A 22,117-nucleotide genomic window follows, 5' to 3' on the forward strand; every position below is an offset into this window, starting at 1 on the left:
CTGAACTATCTTTTTGCGCTTCCCTATTTTTTCCGTCAACCGCCCCTCCCTACTATTGACCGCAACAAAGGAGCCTTCCATAGAGATCCGGCCCGAAGATTGCCTTTCCTGATTGTCACTGCCGTTCGTTGTGCGTTTCGGTTAGCCGCAACGTCGCCGTGTCAATCATGCGAAGGAACCTTTGGAGCAGATCGATGAAGTTGGAAATATTCCGAACGTTGTGGGGCTACACAGCGAGCAAGGCACAAGCGCTCGACGAGTTGCTTGAAGCAGGGTTCGATGGCATGGAAGCCCGCCTGCCCATGACCGCCAGCGAACGTGCCGAGTTCGCAGCCTTTCTACGCATCAACAAAGTCAGTTATATCAGCACCGTCTTCAGCGCCTACGACGTTCTGCCGGAGCAGTCGGCAACTCCCGACGAACACCTTCTGGACCTCGACAAGAAACTCGGTTGGGCGGCTGAGTTGGCACCGCGCTTCATCAATCTGCTGGCTGGCAACGATCGCTGGCCCCTGGCACAGCAAGTCGACTTCTTTGGCCGCGCGATGGACCTCGCGCGCAAGCATGGCCAGGTGTGCGCCTTCGAAACCCATCGCGCTCGCTCGTTATTCAACCCCTGGGTCACCCTCGAGTTGATTCGTCAACTGCCGGACCTGCGCTTCACCAGCGACATCAGTCATTGGGTCGTCACCTGCGAGCGCCTGCTCAACGATCCGGAAGACGATCTCAGCACCTTCGTCGAACGCGTTCACCATATTCAAGCCCGAGTCGGATACGACCAGGGACCGCAAGTGCCCCACCCCGCCGCCCCCGAGTACAGCCAAGCGCTTGCCTTCCATCAACAACATTGGGAGGCCATCTGGCGATCCCAGGAAAAACGCGGGTATCAGGTCAGCACGCTGACACCGGAGTTCGGCGCCGACGGCTACCTGCATCACCTGCCCTTCACCAACGTGCCGGTGGCTGATCTGTGGTCGCTGAACGTGTGGATGGCAACCACCGAGCGCGAGCATTTTCGGCGTTTCGCCTGCACCTCAACCCGATAAGGAGCGCCCACTCATGCCTGACAAAACGCCCACGACCGCCAACTTCAATCGCATTCCGGTGGTGGATATCGCCGGGCTGTACAGCGACGACCTCACCCAGCGACAGGCGGTGGCCGAAGAACTGGGTAACGCCGCCCGCGCAGTCGGTTTCCTGTACATCAAGAACCACGGCATCGAGTCGTCACTGATCGACGGCTTGCGTCAAGCGGCGAAGAACCTGTTTGCCCAATCGCTTGAATACAAAATGCAGCATTACATCGGCACTTCACGCAGCCACAAGGGTTTTGTGCCTGAAGGTGAAGAGGTCTATGCCAAAGGCAAACCCGATCACAAGGAAGCTTTCGATATCGGTTTCGAAGTGAGCGAAGACGATCCGCTGGTGATTGCCGGCACGCCACTGATCGGGGCCAACGAATGGCCGGACCTGCCGGGTTTCCGCCCCGCCGTCGAAGCCTACTACGCCGCGGTGTTTGCATTAGGTCGGCGCTTGTTCAAGGGGTTCGCGCTCGCTTTGGGCCTGGAGGAGGACTATTTCGAGGCAATGGTGACTCGCCCACCGTCGAAACTGCGCCTGATCCACTACCCATTTGACCTGGCGGCTCAAGACGCGCCCGGCATTGGTGCCCATACCGACTACGAATGCTTCACCATTTTGCTTGCCGACAAGCCAGGCCTCGAGGTGATGAACGATCAGGGGCAATGGATTGATGCGCCGCCCATGGACGGTACGTTTGTGGTCAACATCGGCGACATGCTGGAGGTCATGACCGCGGGCACATTCGTTGCTACGGCTCACCGAGTGCGAACCGTCAGCGAAGAGCGCTACTCGTTCCCACTCTTCTATGCCTGCGACTTCCATACGCAAATCAAGCCACTGCCGCAGTTTCTTGAAGGCGGTAAGGATTACGAGGAAATCACCATCGGTGAGCACATGTTTGGCCAAGCGTTGCAAACCTATCAATACCTGCGCCGCAAAGTCGAACGCGGCGAACTCAAACTGTATGAGCGCGCACGCAAGCCTTCGAGCTTCGGTCACTTGAAGAACCAGACGCAGGAAGCGTCCTGATGCCCCCGACCGTTCCAAGACAACCCTGTTTCAAACCAGTCCAATCCTACTTTTTCGACGTGGAGTCACCGATGATGCGCAATCCAATGAATATTGCTGTCCGCTTGTCCCTGCTGGCCTTCGCGATCCTCGGTGCGGCAGGAGCCCACGCAGCCACGACGGTGACACCCGGCGTCCTCAAGGTCGGCATGGAAATCACCTATCCGCCCTTCGAATCTTACGACGAACAAAAGAATGTCGTCGGCTCCGACCCCGAACTGGCGCGATTACTCGCCAAACATCTGGACCTCAAGGCCGACTTCGTTGACACCAAATTTCCCAACCTGCTTCTGAGCCTGAACGCCGGTCACTATGACGCGATCATCTCGGGCATGTACATCACCCCCCAACGGCAGACTCAGGCGCAAACCATCCCATACGCCAAGACCGGCGCAGCGATCATGGTGCTCAAGGACAGCCCGCTGAAACCGAAAGTACCGCAAGACCTCTGCGGCCTGAAAGTCGGCCTGGAAAAAGGCACCACTTGGGTCACGCAATTCAACAAACTCTCGACCGATTACTGCGTCCCGAATAACAAGGGCGCGGTCATGGTCAGCGAATTCCCGTCCGCCCCTGAAGTGACCCAGGCGCTGCTCTCCGGCAACGTGCAGGCTCAGGTGGAGATCGACGGCGCCGCCGGCATGATCGCAGAACGCACCAAAGGCCGGGTTGTGATCAGCACCGATCACTCGATCTATCAACAGACGCTGGGGATCTACGTCAAAAAGGACAACGACGCGCTCTATCAGGCGCTGCTCAAGGCTTTTGACGCGACGAAAGCGTCGGGTGAATACGCCGCCCTGTTGAAGAAATACAACCTGGAAGAACCGACTAACTGACTCAATGCAGCCCTGTGGGAGCGAGGCCGCTCCCACAGTCGGCGGCGTTCGCTTGACTGCCCGGCATAGGTGAAGCCTCCGTCGACGCCAGCAGTTGGAGGTACACATGCAATTTGAATGGCCCTACTTCTTTTCTCTGTTTTCGGTCTCGGACTTCTGGAAAGCCTGCATTACGGTGGTGGAACTCAGCACGCTGGCCTGGTTCATCGGCATGCTGCTGGGCTTCCTGCTGGCGTCGGCCAAGCTTTCGGCCACGCGTTGGATCAGCGTGCCGGCGTCGGTTTATATCTGGTTCTTTCGCAGCGTGCCGCTGCTCGTACTGGTGGTGTTCGTCTATAACCTGCCGCAGATGTTCCCGGTCACCCGTGGCGTACTGTCCAACCCGTTCTATTCCGGCCTGTTCGCACTGGTGGTGACCGAGGCGGCGTACATGGCGGAAATTCATCGGGGCGGCTTGATATCCGTTGCCAAAGGCCAGAAAGAAGCCGGCCGTGCACTGGGCATCGGCCTGATCGGTCTGCAGCGCCTGATCGTGATCCCGCAGGCGTTCCGCATTTCCCTGCCGACCCTGATCAATGAATACATCACAGTGGTGAAGCTGACCTCGCTGGTCTCGGTGATTTCCTTGACCGAACTGTTGACCGTGGGCCAGCGCCTTTACGCGCAAAACTTCCTGGTCATGGAAACCCTGTCGGCTGTGGCGGTGTATTATGTGCTGATCGTGACCGTGCTCGGCTGGCTGTTTCATTGGCTGGAGCAACACCTGGAGCTCAACAACCGCAAACCACAGACGCTGGATGACATCAGCCTGCGGCGTCTTCGCGCGGTACGGGCGGTGACCTCTCCGGCAGACGCTCGTACAGCGCCAGGGCCTGGTTCGGCACCCGCCCTGCAGCTGGTTGACATTCACAAGCGCTACGGCCAGCACGTCGTGCTCAAGGGCATCAACCTTGATGTCAACGTGGGCCAGGTGATCTCCATTATCGGTCCGTCGGGATCGGGGAAAACCTCACTGATTCGGACCATCAACGCCTTGGAAAACATCGACCAGGGCGAGATCATTCTATTCGGCGAAAGCTATATCAACGCCGGTGACAACACCAACACGCACCCAGTACGCCGTGGGATACAGCGCATCGGCATGGTGTTCCAGAGCTTCAACCTGTTTCCCCATCGCACCATTCTCGACAATGTCACCCTCGCCCCGCGTTATCACGGCCGCGACAAGTCCATCAGCGAGCAGCGCGCCTACGCTCTGCTGGACAAAGTAGGGTTGCTGGCTCACGCGCAAAAGTATCCGCATCAGTTGTCAGGCGGTCAGCAACAACGGGTGGCAATCGCCCGCGCATTGGCGATGGATCCCCACATCATGCTGTTCGATGAACCTACTTCAGCCCTTGACCCGGAACTGGTCGGCGATGTGCTCAAGGTGATCAGCGACCTGGCAAAAGAAGGCATGACCATGTTGATCGTGACCCATGAAATGGACTTCGCCATGTCAATTTCCGACAGGGTGGTTTTCATGGAGGACGGCCTGGTCAAACTGGATGCGGAGCCTGGGATGATCCGAGCTGACCAGTGCGGCGAGAGAATCAGGAAATTCATGAGGGTTTGAACTCGGTGTGATTGGCTCCTGGCACTCGAGATGGAAAATTCGTCAAGCACGCCGATTCCCACCCACGTTATGCGTTGCGAAGCTGCTGGCGAGTCATTCTGATGAGGACTCATCCGGATCTCGGATCATTGGCCCCGATGGCAAACCGTATGCGCACGCGACAACCACCTGCCTGATCTTCGATCATCCCGCAATCACACAGGGGACCTCTCATGGCCAAGACCGAGACCGATCCTGGCCCACCCGTTATCCGCGTACAACTGCGACGCCAAGGCCTTTGCGCCGACACTGTCTGACAATATCGCTGCGACTTGATCAATGGTGAACCATGAAATATGCATCCTCCAGAACCGATCGCATCGATCTCTATTGGTCACATTGGCCGGATAATGTCACGCCTGGCGAGGAAATTGTCCGTGGGTTCGAGGCTGATCTGTTCCCGGCTTCGCATGCGTTGGGATTGGGTATCGTCACTTGGTCGCCACTCGGCGCAGGCATGCTGACCGGTAAGTACCGCAAGGGCGAGAAAGGACGCGCCGAGGGCCTCGGTGGCAAGGTGTTCCAGGCAGAGAATAGCGAGCAGCGCACACAGGTCCTCGACACGGTGATCGCCATCGCCAACGAACTGGGCGTCAGCCCCGGTCAGATCGCCATCGCCTGGTCCGGCACGCACGGGTCGTTGCCCATCATCGGCCCGCGCTCGGTTGAGCAGTTGGCCGACAACCTCGCAGCCCTGTCGGTTGAACTGTCAGCCGAGCAGATTCATCGGCTCGACACCGTTAGCAGTTTGTCTGCTTCGATGCCAGCAAGGACAGCGGCCCCTTGGGCTCGCGCAGCAGCGCAGATCGTGGCTTGAACGTGGGTGGGTGATGCAAGCCGACGACAAGAAAGCCAGACTCAACTGTATGCATCACCTGCCCTGCCCCCCTTATCGCCTGACATGTTCCTGTCAGCCTCCCGTCACCCTGACGTCAGATCGTTGCGCCTAAAGTAATGCCAGGATTGCTCCTGCGGCGCCATCGTGAACCTGCGGGAGCGAGCCTGCCCGCTCCCGCAGGAACCTGGCTTAACCAGAGATTCCGCCCCCTTGGTTGCTTTTTGCCGGAGCTCTTGTCATCAGCCGGAAGGAGAAACGCAAATGAACCACCCTGACGGGCACGACAGCGCACTTGATCAATTCATCTGGCCATCGCCAGACGGTATCCTGGACCGGAAGGACCTGTTGCTTCGCCTGCGCGCCGAACAGCGGTTCATGGCCGCACAGGACCCTGCATGCAGGCTCGATCAACAAGACTACCTGCTTTCCCTGATCGATTCGGTATCAGCACGGGCCGACGGTGCCGCGCAACGCTCAGGTTTCGATGCCAGGCGAATGCGTAGCGTCATCACCGAAGCGGCCATGAGAAGCCATTGGGGCAAGCCCTCAGGCGGTCGCCGAACCCAGGGCATCGCCGCACATTACGATGCGCAGACTTGCATGGCCGCGGTACTCGATGTCGAGCTGAGCGACGAGGGGCGCTTGATTGTGCATGACACGGTGTTTGTCGCTGACCTGGGCACTGTAGAAAAACCCGGTCGCCTACGCGCCCAGCTGGAAGGCGCATGCATGATGGGGGTCGCACTCGTGGCATCTTCTGAATTTGGTGTGACGGCGGCGGATCTGTGCCCGACGATCGCCCAACGCTCCCGCTGGCCACTCGTCTCATGGCTGCCAGGGCACATCGCGGTACATTTGATCAACCCAACGGGTGCGCTCCAGGCCTGCCAGCCCAGCCAGCTGAGCTATGTCCCCATCGTCCGGGCCTTGTGCGATGCGATTCGCAAAGCCTCGGACAAGCGTACCAGCGATTTGCCGCTCAAAAGCCAGTCGCTCGAAAGAGTGGGCGGACGTTAAATCCACTGACGGGCTTCAAATCAAACCCGGCGCCAGGGCTTTCAGCGTCGCCGCCACACCAGTGGTGCACTGCCATTTGGCAATCCGATAGCCACGAAAGCAGGGTAGATTATCTCTTCCAGACAAGTGAGGTTTCGCGCCATGCCTTCAACTCCCTGTGTCCCGTCCAGCCTCCGTGGGCAACGCGGCGCGAACCTGTTCGTGGAAGTACTGCGCAGGGAAGGCGTCCGCCATGTCTTCGGCAATCCGGGAACAACGGAGCTGCCTTTGCTCGATGCGCTCTCGGGCGTCTCCGATATTCACTACGTGCTCGGCCTCCAGGAGGCCTCGGTCGTGGCGATGGCCGACGGTTATGCCCAGGCATCCGGCCGCCCCGGTTTCGTCAACCTCCATACAGCAGGAGGCCTTGGCAATGCGATGGGCGCCATCCTGAACGCGAAGATGGCGAACACGCCGCTGGTGATCACCGCGGGCCAACAGGATACCCGCCATGGCGTGACCGACCCGCTGCTTCATGGTGATCTGGTCAGCCTGGCCCGACCGAGCGTCAAATGGGCGGAGGAAATCCAGCACCCCGAGCATATCCCGATGCTGCTGCGTCGCGCTCTTCAGGACTGCCGCACGGGGCCGACCGGCCCGGTTTTCCTTTCGCTGCCGATCAACGTGATGGAGCAGCACACCGATGCCGATGCTGGCCAGCCGTCGCGAATCGAACGAGGAGCGGTGACCGCGGCGATTGACCCGTTGGCTGAGGCCTTAGCGACGGTTGCTCCGGGCCGTCTGGCGATTATCGTCGGGGAGGAGGTCTCCCAGTCGAATGCGCAAGTGGAAGTGGTGAGACTCGCCGAAGCACTCGGCGCGCCAGTCTTCGGGCCATCCTGGCCCGGGCATATCCCCTTCCCCACCGCTCATCCTCAATGGCGCGGAGCCTTGTCGCCCAAAGCTGCCGATATCCGCGAAACGTTCGCTGACTTCGATGCGGTCTTGCTTCTCGGCGGTCATTCGCTGATCAGTTACCAATACTCGCAAGGCCCGGCGATTCCCCCTCATTGCCGTCTCATTCAATTGACCGGCGATGGCCACCAACTGGGCAGAGTGCATGGAACGGCGCTGGGATTGATAGGCGACATCAAGCTGTCCTTGCAGTTGTTGCTGCCGTTACTGGATCAGATGCTGGCCCCACACAGCCAGGCCATCGCGACGCTGCGAAATGTCGCTGCGCACGAGCGCAGTACTCGCCGAATCGCAGTGGCCGAGCGCGCGAAGCGCGAATTCAATGCGCCCGTGACCACGCCTTTCGTTGCGGCCCATGAAGCTGTCCGGGCAATCGGCCCTGATGTGTGGATCGTCGACGAAGCGCCGGTCACCATCGCTCATGTGCGTGCTTGCCTGGATTCGCATTCGGCCCGCCAGTACCTGTTTACACGCAGCGCCATCCTTGGATGGGGCATGCCGGCGGCTGTCGGTACATCCCTTGGCCTGGACCGCACCCCGGTGGTCTGCCTGGTCGGCGATGGCTCGGCGATGTACTCCCCCCAAGCGCTTTGGACAGCGGCACACGAGCGTTTGCCCGTCACCTTTGTGGTCATGAACAATGGCGAATACAACATCCTGAAAAACTACGCGCGTAGCCAGGCGCACTACCGAAGTGCCGGTACGAACCAGTTCATCGGCATGGACATCCGGGACCCGGCCATCGACTTCCAGGCCCTCGCCTCCTCCCTGGGGGTCGCTTCGCGCAGGGTCGAGCGCGCCGGCGATATCGCTGAAGCGGTCGAGGATGGCATTCGCTCAGGCCGTCCCAACCTCATCGAATTACCGATCATGGCTTGAAGCTAACGGCCGTTCACCTTTGGCGCGGCCCCATGAAAACTGCAGCCCTCATCAGCGACCGCGATCGACATCATGGATGATGAGCTTGCACCGGGCCTTCGCAGCTATCACCTTATCTATTGACGCCAGCCTTCCTCATGGGACGATCAAAAGCCCACGCCCTATCGTGTTCGGATAACCGTCAGCGTGTCCGTATGAATCGGGCCTTGTACTCCTTCGAAAACTGCTCACAAGCCTTGCCAAGCTCATCTGAGCTTTCATCGGTTGATCTTGATCAGGTTGAAGAGGTGCAATTATTCCCAATCTGTAGACGTTCGATCCACCAAGCTTCGTGGTTGCCTTGGTCAGCACAATAGCTGTAGCTTTGATCTTCAATAAGCGAGGATATGTCATTGGACGACTCTGAACACCTGAAAAAACTGTGCGCTCGTTTCAACTCTGGAGAATGTCTGAGCTTTACGTTTTTCTGGGGGCACCAGCGTAGTAAAACTGGCGTCACGGCTTCGTGCTTCAGCCAATGGTTCGAGGCCGGGTTCATTGTCGACGGGCAACATTACCCGACAGCCGAACACTACATGATGGCCGAGAAAGCGGCCTTGTTCGACGATCAGGATATTCGTGCGCAGGTGCTCCACACGCCTACTCCAAATGCCGCCAAAGCGCTTGGCCGCAACGTGCGCGGATTCAATGATAAGGTTTGGCTGCAACACCGATACGACATCGTCGTTCGAGCGAACCAGGCCAAGTTCTCCCAGAATCCGCAGTTGAACGATTTTCTTCTACAAACCGGTTCGCGGGTTATTGTCGAAGCCAGCCCGGTTGATAACATCTGGGGTATAGGGCTCGCACAGGACAGCGCGGATGCGAACAATCCGAATCTGTGGAAAGGCTTGAATCTGCTGGGATTTGCGCTGATGCAGGTGCGGGACGGGACTGATATGCCTGCTCCAAGGTAGTGTCCTGACCTTGCTCACGAAAAGCGCAAAAGCCTTGGCGAACGACAGGGCTTATTGCATGCGACCTTATCAAGAAAGCGCGTCAACCAACAGAAGCTGAGTCGCCCGAATTTTTGTCGACACCTTCAGGCGGCTGCTTCTGGCCGTTTTCTGCCTGTCGCCACCGGCAGAAATCGGCCAGAAGCGGACAGTTTCATAGGCTTAGCAGCGCATGCTTGAAGGCGTCTACAGAAGCAGGGGCGATTCACCTGCTCCAGGCCGTATCGAATCCGAGTAGACAGATTGCCATCATCCGCGTAATTTTTACGCCTCCTACAGCCAATCAGCGATTGATAGCAGGACGCTTATGAGAACTCGTGGCATGACGCAAGTTAGGACATTTATAGACTGGGATACAGCGAGACGAATAGTCAAACCATCTATAAGAAGGTCAGGGCAAACTCAAAACCTGACATCAATGCTCGAACTACAAGAATTCATTTCAGAATTACTTCATGAAGCGGATAAAACTGCCAATTACCGTATAACATATCGAATATACCACGGATGGCACCGTGGCAAAACCAAGACTTCAGATCTTATTGCATTTGAAAAACTATCGGCTGCAAGCTCGTTGAGCCGAAGGATCGGGGCCTGCTCTTTTGCCCCAGAAATTGTATTCGGCAACAACCTACTGTGCGGCGGCAAAAGAGGCATTCTCTTTGACACTCTTAGAAGAAGAGAGGAAAGCGACAAAGACGAGCAGAAAATGGTCGACACTGCACTCGTAAGTGACCTATTGACTTCGGTACGCCAAGAGAGGGACGCAATTTACCTTGTAATTGGCGACGACGACGATCTATTACCCGGTGTTATTACAGCAGAGCGCTGGGGGGCCAATATAATGCTGGCACGTATCATACGTCCTTCTGATAACTCCCATCTACAAACGGCCGACCTAATTCGCAGAAGGAAGACACTCCAGTGATTAACGTACTCACGGACATCTTCGGACCGTTCTCAGACCCAGCAACTGAACTATCAATTCAAGAAAGCAATGATTGCTATCTTATAGAAATGTTCAAAGACGGATCTCAGAAACAGTATTCTTTAAATAGAAAAACAGAATCCATAAAATCACTATCAACAAAGCTAAACTACCCAAATATAAATTCACTATTAGCCTCTAGCGAATTTGCAGATTTGAAGGGCATGGCCGCCACCCAAAGCCGTATGCTCGCAGAGATAGGGAGTGCGCCGTTCCTCACCCCTAATTTCTCCTCACCAGAAACGGAGGGAATTTTCCATGACAACGGAGATTTGAGAAAACTTCTCAAAGCTAGATCATCAACCAAAACCTCCATTGTGTTACTTGATGGTCCGGCAGGTATCGGTAAGACAAGATTTTTACAGCGCTTAACGGTTGATCGAGCACAGTCGTATTTAAACTCCTGCGATTTCCCCCCTATCCTTTACATCGGAAGCCGCGGCGCCAAACTATCAAACCTAAGAGCAGAACTAGCTTCTGCCACCCAACAACTCAGAGCCAGCTTCACATTTGATCAAGTGCCAATTTTGGTAAGTCGCGGATTATTAGACATAGCAATCGACGGCTTCGATGAGTTGGTTGATGCTGATGGATACCATGATGCTTGGCACGCATTACAAAGTTTCCTATCGGAAATTGCCGGCCTCGGTGTTTGTATCCTCGCAGGTCGGGATACATTCTTTGATCAACAAGGATTTTCCGAAAGACTCGAGGCAAGCAAGGGAACTATTGATCTCACCCAGCTCCACCTTTTACTTGCAGAGCCACGCCAGGCCCTGCTGTGGCTCAAAGAACATGGATGGACTGAAGATAGTCTTGAGGAAATCGAGAGTATCCTCCAACACAACTCTTATGCTTTGCGCCCGTACTTTCTTAGTGTCCTTGCTGAAACCCCCAACTGGAAGGAGCAAGGTCAATCGAAAACGGTCCGAAACTTTCTAGTGGACAGATTTCTCGACCGTGAAACAAACCTCATTCAAAAAATGTTGGGCGGAGAATCTGACCGAATTCGTGACGCGCTCTCTCGAATGTTTGAAGATGCGGCAGTCGACATGGCAGAGCGCGAGCAAGGCGAAGTCGACATCGAATATCTGAGTCTGCTGTGCGAACTTTGCTTTGATGGTATCTTCAGCAGCGACGAGGTAAGAAAACTAACTCATAAGGCTGGTAGCTTTGGCCTCATGGAACCTGGTGCATCCAGCAGGATGCGTAAGTTTCCTCACTCCGAAATACTCAACCACTTTCTAGCGAAATCGATATTAAAAGACCTTTTCGAGAGAAAGATTGGCTTAGCTCTTCGCAGAGGCGTGTTTGGGGTGGATTTTGTCGAAGTATTTCAGGACGTGTTAGCTTCCGACAGAGAAAAAGACTTAGCGCCAGCCTTAAATGCTTTCGAAATTAAATTTAGCGAAGATTTTGCAAGCGACAGACTTCACGTAAATGGTTCCGCCATCCTACTCGCTTCTCTTGTAAAAGGTCTTGAAATCGAGGATCGCAAACTTAATAACCTACACATTAACGAGTGCTCGCTAACAGGCATTTTAGACAAATGCACTATAAGTAACACAGAAATTTATCGTCTAGATGCGCGCGGAGCAGACTTTTCCGAGCTTAAATTTGAAAGCACAAGCATCACAATGCTTATTGCTGACGAGCTAACTCGGTTCGGCAAAAGCATACCAGCCATTTCTACTATTCATCTTACAGACGGCCATCAGATCACGACCCTACACAACCCAGCCGAGGTAGACAACTGGATAAAACAACATCGCGATACTGAAGAAGAACCTTATCAGGACCTTGTATTCTTCAAGTTCTTCGAAAAAATATGTCGCCGTGCAATTCGACAATTTTATTTCCGTTACGAGGAGCAAGACCCAGACCCTGTTAGCGAGTTTTTGATCGATGAGAAATGGCCAATATTATCTGAAATTTTACGCCAACATGGCAGACTCGACGAAGTACATAAACAGGTAAGCGGCCCTACTAGCTTGCTCTATCATGTTCGAGATCCACAATCATTGTTATCAGCATCCGAGCCATCAGCGCTAGCTGTACGAAATGATGTAATAGCAGCAGCGAGAGATTGGGAGCAACAATGAACCTATGGCAATGAAAGTGAGATAGTGAAACAGTTAGCGAGAAGTACATTGGGCTGCTGCATATCTCGATTGTGCTCGGGTATTAACGCAAAAAAGCCCTACAGCCCCCAGTAACAAGGGCTGTAGGGGCTTTTTAGTTGCAGCTGTCAATTAAGCCGCTTGGCATTAAATGGCATTGATTGGCGTCCGCATTGCCCCATTTTTGCCCCACGGTTTCCTCAGTTGCAGGACACCTTCCAAAGCTGATCAAGCTTCGTCGTGTAACTCTGGCTCATCATCTCCCGCCGCATACCCCAATCGGGATTGGTAGGGACGCTGGCAGCACGGAGTGTGCCCCTCCCCCAGCGACTGCTGATCTGAATCGCACCGTTTTTTATAGACACGCTCGAATGGGGGCTATTGGCCGGAACCAGTCGTTCCTGAACGACTGCTTTTGGCCGTTAGCTGCCTTTCGAGAAAGGCAGCTCTGGGTCGTTAGCTGCCGTTCGCCACTGACCGCCTTCGACCATAGCGGTCTGTTGGCAATGAAAGGGACCGGCAATGAAGGAGCCAGATTTATTTACTGGAAATACTGTCCACTTTTTTATGAGGTTCGCCACTCCTTGGCTTGGCGCGGTTGAACCGCCGACGTTGGGAACACCCGCTGTGCCTGTAAGTCTACCTGTAACCAATCATTGGTAAGGTACAGCGCAATGGATAAGACAATTACCGTGGATCAACTGGCGACCACTGACCTCAGATCAATCAACGAGATATGGCTCGGCGGGACTCATACCCAGCTATGCCTCTGGCGTGGCGCACAAGTCTTCACCCACGAAATGCTCAGCGAAGGCACCCACGATCAGAATGTCCAACGCCTGTGCCTGCAGTTGGTCAACCCTGACGATCAGGCCGCAGTGGCCCATGTTGAGCGGATCGCGCGCGAACGACTGACAAAGATGGGCAAGGAAGGCGAGTTTTATCCGGCTGAGGAAGCGGACACCCATCAATAGTCGCTCTGCAGCGGTGATAAAAAGAGGAATATCGGCCAGTCATTAAGGTCCTCAGTACGTCACTTGAGGATCTGGCGCTACACATCTCGGCGATATCCCTTATTGGGCCATTCGATCAGAGGCGAGAATCTCCGCAAGAAAATCGATGAACACATTGATGCGGCTGGAGCCGCGGTGATTGGGCAAATACAGCGCATTGATGCAGCTGCTCGCACTGCCCGGATTGACTTCGTAATGCTCCAGCAACCGTGTCAGTCGACCTGCGGCGACGTCATCGCGCACCAGCCAGTCGGCCAGCAGAGCCACCCCGCCGCCCGCGATTGCGGCCTCGCGCAAGATGTCGGCGTTGTTGCTTTGCAACCGGCCATGCACGTTGAGCTGAAGGGGTTGCTCGTCGCCCTGAAACGTCCAGTGATGATGCGATCCACCGTAATCGAAGCGCAGGCACTGGTGCCCCAGCAAGTCATTAGGATGACTCAGCGCCGCGTGACGGCCCAGGTAATCCGGGCTGGCGACGACCCAGCGCTGGAAGCCCCCTACCCGTTTGCTGACGATGTCCTCGCTGACCACCGACGAGCCGAGGCGCACGGACACATCGATCTGCTCGCTCAACAGGTCACCGACCTGATCGCTCAATGACACGCTGATTTCCAGTCCCGGATGACGGTCGAGCAGTCGGCCCAGATGTGGCGCGATGATTCGCCGGCCAAACTCGACGGGGACACTGATCCGCAGGCGCCCTTGCGCCTCGCTGCCGCGGTCGGCGACCACGGCATCGGCTTCATCGATGGCCTCCAGAATAGCCACGGCTTTTTCAAAATAGGCTTGCCCGGCGACGGTCACGCTGGTGTTGCGGGTCGTGCGGTTAAGCAGGCTGGCGCCCAGCTCGCTTTCCAGGCCCGCCACCTGGCGTGTCACCGAAGAGGTGGAGATTCCAAGTTTGCGCGCCGCAGAGGAATAACCGCCGCAACGCACGGTTTCAACAAACATCTTCAACGCCAGCAATTTGTCCATCAGCGGAGTCCGGTCGAAAGGGAACGGAGCTGATTGTGCATGACCGTTCGCCCGCCGTCTTGCAGGACTGTGCTTCGCCGCGCTCCTCGATGCCTGTTGGTCAGACATCTGCCTTGCGACTCATGAATATCACCAGGGCCAAGGCAGGCAGCAACGCGATCGCCACCGCAGAGAGGCTCCAGCCGAAATGCTCATAGAGCGGGCTGGCCACCAGCGATCCCAAGGCGCCGCCGACGAAGATGCTGGTCATGTACACGGCATTCAATCGAGCCCGGCTGTGCGGGTCGATGGAATACACCTCGCGTTGGCCCAGCACCATGTTCAGTTGCACGGCAAAATCCAGCAGCACCGCGCACACGACAAGCCAGATGTAACCACTGCCGGGCAGCGCTGCAATCAACAAGGAGGCCGGAGCCAACAGCAGCGCAACGAGTGTCCCGCGACGGCCATGACCTGCATCGGCCAAGCGTCCGGCAATGGGCGCGGCCACGGCACCGACGGCGCCTACCAGCGCAAAGATCGCGATCTGCACCTGGCTGAAACCGTGGTGGCGCATCAGCTCGATGGGCGCCAGGGTCCAGAACAGGCTGAAGCTGGCGAACAACAATCCCTGATACAACGAACGTTGGCGCAGGACCGAATGGCGCCGGGCCAGCGCAAACACCGAGCCGATCAATGCGGCATAAGTCGCCCGATGCGTCGGTACGCGACGCGGCAGCGCAATGGCGGTGATCAGGGCGATAACAGCCATCAGCGCCGCCGCACTGAAGAAGACACCGCGCCAGCCGAACACGTCCACCAACAGGCTCGACAGCGGACGCGACAGCAGGATGCCCAGCAACAGGCCGCTCATGATGTTGCCCACCACCCGGCCTCGTGTTGCTTCCGGAGCCAGGTGTGCCGCCAGGGGCACCAGGATCTGCACCGCTACCGATGTGAGGCCGATCAGCAGCGACAAGACGAGGAATATCGACGGCGAGTGCGTCAGCCCGGCACACAACAGGGTAACGCCCGACGCGAGGGTGAGGCCCACCACCAGGCGCCGGTTCTCCGCAAGGTCAGCCAATGGCACCAGCAGCAATAAACCCAGGGCGTAGCCCAATTGCGTCAGCGACACGATCAGGCTCGCATTGATGCTGGACAGGCCAATTTGCGGCGCGATCAATTCGACAATCGGCTGAGCGTAATAAAGATTGGCCACGACCGCGCCGCAGCAGAACGCCAGGAACGCGACCATCAGGCCGGAAAGTGAAGCGGGTTGTTCGGCCTTGGCCGTCGCGGCGGGATTGCCCATGAACATGATGACACCTCGGTAGGTTTGGGGAAGTAATCGTCAGGCTAAGGGCAGCGGTCTGCCCGGAGAACCCATTGATCGGGCAATGAAGTGATGCGCGACACGCAACGCCAGCGGTGTTGCGGTTGGCGCAACAGGCTTTTGCGTGATCCGCTGATACTCCGGCGCATGGGCCTTCTCTACCCTTGGGCACTCGGCGCAGGACTCTCCATCGGCGCCCTTTTCCGGTTGATCAAGGAGACGTCAATGACCTCGAATCCATCCTCAATGTCCAGCGCGCGTGCCTCAGGCTTGGGATGCCCATGATCGGCATTTCCATGAGGTCCAGACCGTTTTGGATCGGCGCCGCGGTCCTGGCTTCGATAGGTGCGATCGCGGCTACCCTGCTGATGTGGCGTCCGGCGATTGCACCTATCGAGCGGCCGCGAACCTTCGATTCGGCGCAGTTGCAACGCGGCGCGCGCGTCGTCGAAGCAGGCGACTGCGCGGTATGCCACACGAGACCCGGCGGCCCTTACCTGGCAGGGGGACTGCCGCTGGTGACGCCGTTTGGCACGCTCTACAGCACGAACATCACACCCGATCCGCAGACTGGCATTGGTCAGTGGTCGCTGCCGGCGTTCGAGCGGGCGATGCGTGAAGGGATCGCCCGCGATGGGCACTTCCTGTATCCGGCCTTCCCGTACGTGCATTACCGACGCATGACGGCAGGCGATATAGAAGACGCCTATGCGTACTTGATGAGTGGCCCTGCCGTGCACGCTCCAGCCCGGCAAAACCGCATGAGCTTCCCGATGAACCTCCGGCCGCTAGTGGCGTTCTGGAATTTACTGTTCCTGCAGGGCGAGCCACTGACTCCCGTGGCGCAGCAATCCGATGCATGGAATCGCGGGCGCTACCTGGTCGAAGGCCCCGGCCACTGCGCAGGCTGTCATTCTCCGCTGAACCTGATCGGCGCCGAGACGTCCGGCGCAAGCCTGGCCGGCGGTACCGTGGATGGTTGGGAAGCGCCTTCGCTGCTGGGCATGGGCCGTCGTGCAAATGCCTGGCGCTACGATCAGTTGGTGAGCTACCTGCGAGGAGAAGTGGTGCACGGCCATGGAACTGCCGCCGGCCCGATGCGCCCGGTCAGTCTCGGCCTGGCGCGCTTGCCAGTCGGCGACGCACAGGCGATCGCCGAGTACCTGCTGAGCTTGCCCGCCAGAACGGTCACCACCGAGGTCCCAGCCGCAGATGCTAATGCCGGGGCCTCCGATCAGACCATTGGCGCCCTGCTGTTCGCCAGCGCCTGTGCCGGCTGCCATGGGCCAGCTGCACCGATGCGTGAAATCGACGAGCGTCCTTCGCTGGACCGTACGTCATCGTTGCAAGCCCCGAACCCGCGCAATTTCCTGAAAACCGTGTTCGAAGGCGTCCCGGCAACGCCGGGCATGCCGGGACCGATGATGCCGCCGTTTGCCGCCAGCCTCGACAACGATCAACTCATCGCACTCGCTTCGTACCTGCGCCGACAAGCCAGACCCGACCAACCCTGGACAGACCTTTCTTCAACCCTTGAAGCGATACGTCAGGAGACGAAATGACTCAAGTCACGCTTAACGTCAACGGCTCGGCCCGGACATTGGACCTCGAACCTGACATGCCGCTGCTCTACGCGCTGCGTAATCATCTGGGGCTCAACGGCGCCAAGTACGGGTGTGGCTTGGGGCAGTGTGGCGCCTGCACGGTCATCGTCGATGACAAGCCTGTATTTTCCTGCGTGACACCCTGCGCCGGACTTGAAGGCAAGCGGGTTCGAACGGTGGAAAGTCTTGGTACCGCCGAACAACCCGGTCCTTTGCAAAAGGCATTTATCGACAAACAGGCGGCCCAATGCGGCTATTGCATCGCCGGTATGTTGATGCGCGCGCAGTCACTGCTGGAGAGCAACCCGCAGCCGGATGAACAGACCATTCGTGAGTACATGGCCGGCAACCTGTGTCGATGCGGCACCCACTTGCGAATCATCGACGCGATCAGCCTTGCCGCCAGGCAAAACGGGAGCGCGCCATGACAGTGGTCAACGAGGTCAATCACAGCCGTCGCGCATTCTTGCGTGGGGGCGCCTTGCTGATGGCGTTTACCCTGGTACCGGTGCCGCGACGTGCGTGGGCGGACACCGAAGTCGACACGCTGGGCACGGTGGTATTGGCACCGGATCTGCCCGGCAGCCTGCGCACCAATCCCTATCTTGATGCCTGGATCCGCGTCGGTCATGAAGGCATCACCGTCTATACCGGCAAGGTTGAATTGGGCACTGGGGTCAAGACTGCCTTGCTGCAAATTGCCGCTGAACGCCTGGAGGTTTCTCCATCAGCGATCAACCTGCTCACCGCCGACACGGCGCTGACGCCCAACGAAGGTTACACCGCTGGCAGCCACAGTATTTTCGACAGCGGGACCGCGCTGTTCAACGCAGCGGCGCAGGTACGTGGGCTGCTGCTGGAGTCGGCTGGACGTAGCTGGGCGGTTGCGCCAGCACTGTTGACGACCCGGGAGGGCATCATTCACGGTCCCAACGGACAACGAATGGCCTACGCCGACGCTGTCAAAAACGTCGATCTGCACCGGTATGCACAGTCCGATTCGCCAGCACTGCCTGCGGCGCCATTCAAGTTGATCGGCCATTCGCTGCAACGGCTGGATATTCCGGCAAAAGTCAGTGGTGGCGCCGCGTTTGTCCAGGACATCCGCCTGCCGGGCATGCTGCACGCTCGGGTGATTCGCCCACCCCGCCCTGGCTGCACACTACAGGCCCTTGATGCAGCATCGATAGAGGCGCTGTCCGGGGTTGTGCAGGTGATTCGCGACGGCAATTATCTTGCGGTGGTCGCGCGGGATGAATGGCAAGCGATCAAAGCGATGCGCAGCGGATACGAAACGGCGCGCTGGAGCGGTGGCCAGGCAATCCCCGAATCCGCGGACATTCATGCATTACTCAAACGCCTTCCTTCACGCCCCTACCCGATCAGCCATGAAGGCACTGCCCAGGGTGCGACCGACAACAGCTATCAGGCCCGCGTGACCAAGCAATACCTGATGCATGGCTCCATTGGCCCGTCCTGCGCCGTGGCCTGGTTCAAGGACGGCACCCTCACCGTCTGGACCCACACCCAGGGCGTGTATCCCCTGCGGGCCGGGATCGCCGAAATGGTGCAGCTACCCCCCGAACGCGTTCGCTGTATCCACACCGAAGGGTCCGGTTGTTATGGCCATAACGGCGCGGACGATGCGGCAGCCGACGCGGCGTTGATTGCCATGCGCATACCCGGCACACCGGTCCGGGTCCAATGGATGCGCGAGCAGGAAAATCTCTGGGAGCCCTACAGCTCGGCGATGGTAACCGAAGTCAAAGCCAACCTGAACGCCCAAGGTCGGTTGCAGGACTGGAACTATGAACTGTGGACGACGCCGCACAACGAACGCATCGTCAACGCCGGCCGGCTGCTGCCGGCGCGATTGCTGGCTCGACCGTTCGCCTCCGCACCTTCGGTGCCCATCGCTCAACCTGAAGGCGATGGCGATCGCAACGCCGTGCCGCTGTACACGCTGGCCTCTACACGCATCAACATGAACTTTGTCACGCAGATGCCCTTTCGCACTTCGGCCATGCGTTCACTGGGTGCGCACATCAACATTTTTGCGATCGAAGCGTGCATGGATGAGCTTGCGTCCAGGGCCAGGGTCGATCCGATAGCCTTGCGCCTGGCTCATCTGGAAGATCCCCGGGCGCGGGCCGTGGTGGAGCGGGTTCGCGACGGCATTGGCTGGCAGCAAAAAAGCAATGAGCCTGGCGCAGGCATCGGCTTTGCCTTTGCCCGGTACAAAAACATCATGGGTTACTGCGCAATCGCGGTAAGACTGCAGGTACATCCGCTGACCGGTGAAATACAGATCGAGCATGTGGTCACGGCGGTGGACGTCGGACAGATCGTCAATCCCGATGGCCTGCGCAATCAGGTGGAGGGCGGGATCGTCCAGTCCACCAGTTGGACGCTGTATGAACAGGTCGCCTATGACGCCGGGGGTATACGCAGCTACGACTGGAGTGGTTACCCGATCCTGCGCTTTTCGCAGGTGCCCAGGAAGGTCGATGTTTATCTACTCGACCAACCGGGACAACCGTTTCTCGGCGCCGCCGAAATCGTCCAGGGTCCCATGGCCGCCGCCATCGGCAACGCCGTGGCGAACGCCACCGGCCGACGCTGGTTGAACCTGCCCCTGACCCGCTCGGAGCAGCCGTCCTGACCCGCATTGCGTTGCGTTTCACGCAATGCAGTGTTGGGCGTTCCTCGGATTATCAAGCGCCCGCCCGCCGATTAACTTAAAGCCATCCGGTGCCTGACCCAACGTCCGCCGCAACCCTGCTTTCTGTACCGCTATTGGAGAACACCCCATGACGCAGCACCTGTTCCAACCCATCGCATTGGGCCCCTACACACTCCCTCACCGCGTGGCGATGGCGCCTTTGACACGCTCTCGCGCCGGGCAACCGGGCGACGTGCCAACGGCCATGAACGCCGAGTATTACCGCCAGCGTGCGAGCGCCGCGTTGATCATTACCGAAGCAACGCAAATTTCCCGGCAAGGCCAAGGCTATGCCTGGACACCGGGCATCTACAACGCTGAACAGGTGCAAGCCTGGCGTGCAGTCAGCACCCAGGTGCATGAGAGCGGCGGCCTGATCTTCATGCAGCTCTGGCATGTGGGCCGCGTGTCCCACTCGAGCTTTCAGCCTGACAACGCGCGCCCGGTTGCCCCGAGCGCGTTACCCGTGCCGGGCAAGACGTTCATCGTCGACGCGGATGGCAACGGTGTCTGGAGCGATGTACCGGTGCCGCGTGCACTGCAGGCTCCAGAGATCACCGACATCATCGACGACTACCGCCGGGCCGCGCGCAATGCACTGGACTCTGGAATGGACGGCGTGGAAATTCATGCGGGCAATGGTTATCTGCTGGACCAGTTCATCAACAGTAACAGTAACCAGCGCGAGGATGCTTACGGTGGAAGCCTGGAAAACCGTGCACGGCTGTTATTGGAAGTGGTCGCCGCCGTAGTCGACGAAGTGGGCGCAGAGCGCGTAGGCGTACGCTTGACGCCGATGGGACGGTTCATGGGCATGGGCGATGAGACACCGCAGGCGACATTCGGCTACATCGTGCGCTCGTTGAACCAATGGACGCTGGCCTATCTGCACCTCGTCGAGCCCGCCGTGGTTGGCACCGTCAAGGACGAGCACTTCGATCCGCGATGGGATGAAATCATCGGTCAATTACGTGCGGCATGGGACGGCGTGTTGATGATCGCCGGTGGCTACGATCCCAAGACGGCGGAACAGGCCTTGATCGACGGCCGCGCGGACATCATTGCGTTCGGCAGAGCCTTCCTGGCAAACCCGGATCTGCCCCGGCGAATTCGTGAAGGGTTACCGCTCAATGCACCAGACCCGAGCACCTTCTTCGGTGGCGATCAGCGTGGCTACGTGGATTATCCGACTCATTCCTGAGCTGGGCTTAACGCAGTTGACCGGTCCGAAAGGCGGCCGGCGCGGATTGTTTGGGATTATCACTCCACATAACGCAGCCAAAGATGAATCCGACCCGAGACCGCCTGAGCGACTGCAAAAATGCGTGCTTGTAGTTTTTCAACGCTCGTGTTGTAGAGCGCGCAAAAGTCTTTCGCAACGAGATTGGCCAGAGATAGATCAGGCGGCTCAGCACGAATGAAGCCGATGTAAGAGGCACCTACGCCCATTAGCTCATAGCCATGCGCTTCTGAAAAATGACGCGCAACCGCAAAATTTTTCGCAGGGTCTAAATCGGAAGTGAAATAGCCGTTGGGAAAAGCAGCGAGTGCCTGGTAAGACTCCTGAACGGGTACCAAAGCGCTGACATTGGCTGGTCGATTATCGATACAGGTTTTTCCTGATAACCAATCCACTCCTGCAGGGCCTGCTCATCAAGCGTCAAACCATGAGCACAAGCATCTTCGAAAGACCTAGCTGCTACCAGGTTCGTGAAATTGCGAAAGCAAATTGCGAACTCCGCTTTCGTGATCGGATAACCTACATATTCATCGTTCTCAAAACATTCTTGAGGCAGCCCCGCGATGTCCTCCTCGGTGGCGTCATCCATTCCTGAATTACTGCGAGCATGGCCCGACGTGTATCAAGCCTGGTGCAGATCATCGAGCGAGAACAGAGGTTTAAAGCCTGGGTGCGACTCAGCAATCTTACGACGAGCCTCGGTCAGATCGTCAAAGCTGGTAATCCCGCTCACACCGTACTCATCGCAGGTCCCTACAGACGGGTTCTCACGCATGCCATTACCGCGAAATTCGATATCCATAAAGCGTGGCT

Annotated in this window: 18 protein-coding genes and 2 pseudogenes; 15 read left to right on the forward strand and 5 right to left on the reverse strand. The window is 57.7% G+C overall.

Features of this window, described 5'->3' with window-relative positions:
* Positions 1-194 precede the first annotated feature (194 nt).
* From BT179_RS00800 to BT179_RS00840, 10 genes and pseudogenes are all read left to right on the forward strand, one after another.
* The gene (locus tag BT179_RS00800; RefSeq protein ID WP_072394570.1) at positions 195-1,046 is read left to right on the forward strand and encodes a sugar phosphate isomerase/epimerase family protein; all 852 of its coding nucleotides are present in this window, start codon (positions 195-197) and stop codon (positions 1,044-1,046) included.
* A gap of 13 nt (positions 1,047-1,059) precedes the next feature.
* Positions 1,060-2,112: an isopenicillin N synthase family dioxygenase gene (locus tag BT179_RS00805; protein ID WP_072430480.1), complete on the forward strand. Its 1,053-nt coding sequence runs from the start codon at positions 1,060-1,062 to the stop codon at positions 2,110-2,112.
* A gap of 74 nt (positions 2,113-2,186) precedes the next feature.
* On the forward strand, positions 2,187-2,990 hold the full coding sequence (locus BT179_RS00810; protein WP_072430573.1) for an ABC transporter substrate-binding protein: 804 nt from the start codon (positions 2,187-2,189) through the stop codon (positions 2,988-2,990).
* A gap of 106 nt (positions 2,991-3,096) precedes the next feature.
* Positions 3,097-4,605 carry an amino acid ABC transporter permease/ATP-binding protein gene (locus tag BT179_RS27085; RefSeq protein ID WP_072394565.1) on the forward strand — a complete coding sequence of 503 codons (1,509 nt, stop codon included), beginning with the start codon at positions 3,097-3,099 and terminating at the stop codon, positions 4,603-4,605.
* 346 nt (positions 4,606-4,951) lie between these two features.
* Positions 4,952-5,461, forward strand: a pseudogene (locus BT179_RS00820) (aldo/keto reductase); the annotation flags it as partial.
* 282 nt (positions 5,462-5,743) lie between these two features.
* Complete coding sequence (locus BT179_RS00825) at positions 5,744-6,499, forward strand: aldehyde dehydrogenase (protein WP_072430479.1); 756 nt, start codon at positions 5,744-5,746, stop codon at positions 6,497-6,499.
* Positions 6,500-6,640: 141 nt separating this feature from the next.
* Complete coding sequence (locus BT179_RS00830) at positions 6,641-8,332, forward strand: thiamine pyrophosphate-binding protein (protein ID WP_072430478.1); 1,692 nt, start codon at positions 6,641-6,643, stop codon at positions 8,330-8,332.
* 392 nt (positions 8,333-8,724) lie between these two features.
* On the forward strand, positions 8,725-9,288 hold the full coding sequence (locus BT179_RS00835; RefSeq protein WP_072430572.1) for an NADAR family protein: 564 nt from the start codon (positions 8,725-8,727) through the stop codon (positions 9,286-9,288).
* A 457-nt stretch (positions 9,289-9,745) separates the two neighbouring features.
* Positions 9,746-10,255 carry a hypothetical protein gene (locus tag BT179_RS26350; RefSeq protein ID WP_143148672.1) on the forward strand — a complete coding sequence of 170 codons (510 nt, stop codon included), beginning with the start codon at positions 9,746-9,748 and terminating at the stop codon, positions 10,253-10,255.
* Positions 10,252-12,417: an NACHT domain-containing protein gene (locus tag BT179_RS00840; RefSeq protein WP_083568871.1), complete on the forward strand. Its 2,166-nt coding sequence runs from the start codon at positions 10,252-10,254 to the stop codon at positions 12,415-12,417. The genes BT179_RS26350 and BT179_RS00840 overlap by 4 nt, the downstream gene beginning before the upstream one ends.
* Positions 12,418-12,635: 218 nt before the next feature.
* Here BT179_RS00840 and BT179_RS00845 read toward each other — a convergent pair.
* Positions 12,636-12,776, reverse strand: a pseudogene (locus BT179_RS00845) (DUF4113 domain-containing protein); the annotation flags it as partial.
* A gap of 333 nt (positions 12,777-13,109) precedes the next feature.
* Here BT179_RS00845 and BT179_RS00850 point away from each other — a divergent pair.
* On the forward strand, positions 13,110-13,409 hold the full coding sequence (locus BT179_RS00850; protein WP_072394550.1) for a hypothetical protein: 300 nt from the start codon (positions 13,110-13,112) through the stop codon (positions 13,407-13,409).
* Positions 13,410-13,508: 99 nt separating this feature from the next.
* Here the strand turns inward: BT179_RS00850 and BT179_RS00855 are convergent, their stop codons facing one another.
* Both BT179_RS00855 and BT179_RS00860 read right to left on the reverse strand, forming a co-directional pair.
* A complete protein-coding gene (locus tag BT179_RS00855) occupies positions 13,509-14,423 on the reverse strand; it encodes a LysR family transcriptional regulator (protein WP_072430475.1) in 915 nt (304 codons plus the stop codon).
* A gap of 100 nt (positions 14,424-14,523) precedes the next feature.
* Positions 14,524-15,723 carry an MFS transporter gene (locus tag BT179_RS00860; RefSeq protein WP_072430474.1) on the reverse strand — a complete coding sequence of 400 codons (1,200 nt, stop codon included), beginning with the start codon at positions 15,721-15,723 and terminating at the stop codon, positions 14,524-14,526.
* A gap of 296 nt (positions 15,724-16,019) precedes the next feature.
* Here BT179_RS00860 and BT179_RS00865 point away from each other — a divergent pair, with 296 nt between their 5' ends.
* The 4 genes from BT179_RS00865 (at position 16,020) to BT179_RS00880 (ending at position 21,265) form a co-directional block, all read left to right on the forward strand.
* Complete coding sequence (locus tag BT179_RS00865; protein ID WP_371264368.1) at positions 16,020-17,300, forward strand: c-type cytochrome; 1,281 nt, start codon at positions 16,020-16,022, stop codon at positions 17,298-17,300.
* A complete protein-coding gene (locus BT179_RS00870; RefSeq protein ID WP_072394541.1) occupies positions 17,297-17,770 on the forward strand; it encodes a (2Fe-2S)-binding protein in 474 nt (157 codons plus the stop codon). Before BT179_RS00865 ends, BT179_RS00870 begins: the two co-directional genes overlap by 4 nt.
* A complete protein-coding gene (locus tag BT179_RS00875) occupies positions 17,767-20,004 on the forward strand; it encodes a xanthine dehydrogenase family protein molybdopterin-binding subunit (RefSeq protein ID WP_072430473.1) in 2,238 nt (745 codons plus the stop codon). The genes BT179_RS00870 and BT179_RS00875 overlap by 4 nt, the downstream gene beginning before the upstream one ends.
* A gap of 148 nt (positions 20,005-20,152) precedes the next feature.
* Positions 20,153-21,265 (forward strand): alkene reductase, encoded by a 1,113-nt coding sequence (locus tag BT179_RS00880; protein ID WP_072430472.1) that lies wholly within the window; start codon positions 20,153-20,155, stop codon positions 21,263-21,265.
* Between the two features lie 59 nt (positions 21,266-21,324).
* Here BT179_RS00880 and BT179_RS26905 read toward each other — a convergent pair whose 3' ends face one another.
* Positions 21,325-21,699 (reverse strand): DUF4253 domain-containing protein, encoded by a 375-nt coding sequence (locus BT179_RS26905; RefSeq protein WP_231991086.1) that lies wholly within the window; start codon positions 21,697-21,699, stop codon positions 21,325-21,327.
* Positions 21,700-21,926: 227 nt separating this feature from the next.
* Entirely contained in the window at positions 21,927-22,106 is a 180-nt protein-coding gene (locus BT179_RS26910; protein ID WP_231991087.1) for a hypothetical protein, read from the reverse strand.
* Positions 22,107-22,117 lie beyond the last annotated feature (11 nt).

This window comes from Pseudomonas sp. NFACC43 (genome assembly GCF_900119645.1).
Lineage (GTDB): Bacteria > Pseudomonadota > Gammaproteobacteria > Pseudomonadales > Pseudomonadaceae > Aquipseudomonas.

Bases quoted from the DNA above. Each gene is read 5' to 3' on its own strand.
- BT179_RS26350 (WP_143148672.1), top strand. From the start codon at position 9,746: ATGCTCGAACTACAAGAATTCATTTCAGAATTACTTCATGAAGCGGAT.
- BT179_RS00830 (WP_072430478.1), top strand. From the start codon at position 6,641: ATGCCTTCAACTCCCTGTGTCCCGTCCAGCCTCCGTGGGCAACGCGGC.
- BT179_RS00825 (WP_072430479.1), top strand. From the start codon at position 5,744: ATGAACCACCCTGACGGGCACGACAGCGCACTTGATCAATTCATCTGG.
- BT179_RS00800 (WP_072394570.1), top strand. From the start codon at position 195: ATGAAGTTGGAAATATTCCGAACGTTGTGGGGCTACACAGCGAGCAAG.
- BT179_RS00850 (WP_072394550.1), top strand. From the start codon at position 13,110: ATGGATAAGACAATTACCGTGGATCAACTGGCGACCACTGACCTCAGA.
- BT179_RS00880 (WP_072430472.1), top strand. From the start codon at position 20,153: ATGACGCAGCACCTGTTCCAACCCATCGCATTGGGCCCCTACACACTC.
- BT179_RS26910 (WP_231991087.1), bottom strand. From the start codon at position 22,106: ATGGATATCGAATTTCGCGGTAATGGCATGCGTGAGAACCCGTCTGTA.
- BT179_RS00860 (WP_072430474.1), bottom strand. From the start codon at position 15,723: ATGTTCATGGGCAATCCCGCCGCGACGGCCAAGGCCGAACAACCCGCT.
- BT179_RS00855 (WP_072430475.1), bottom strand. From the start codon at position 14,423: ATGGACAAATTGCTGGCGTTGAAGATGTTTGTTGAAACCGTGCGTTGC.
- BT179_RS27085 (WP_072394565.1), top strand. From the start codon at position 3,097: ATGCAATTTGAATGGCCCTACTTCTTTTCTCTGTTTTCGGTCTCGGAC.
- BT179_RS00805 (WP_072430480.1), top strand. From the start codon at position 1,060: ATGCCTGACAAAACGCCCACGACCGCCAACTTCAATCGCATTCCGGTG.
- BT179_RS00875 (WP_072430473.1), top strand. From the start codon at position 17,767: ATGACAGTGGTCAACGAGGTCAATCACAGCCGTCGCGCATTCTTGCGT.
- BT179_RS00810 (WP_072430573.1), top strand. From the start codon at position 2,187: ATGCGCAATCCAATGAATATTGCTGTCCGCTTGTCCCTGCTGGCCTTC.
- BT179_RS00870 (WP_072394541.1), top strand. From the start codon at position 17,297: ATGACTCAAGTCACGCTTAACGTCAACGGCTCGGCCCGGACATTGGAC.
- BT179_RS00865 (WP_371264368.1), top strand. From the start codon at position 16,020: ATGATCGGCATTTCCATGAGGTCCAGACCGTTTTGGATCGGCGCCGCG.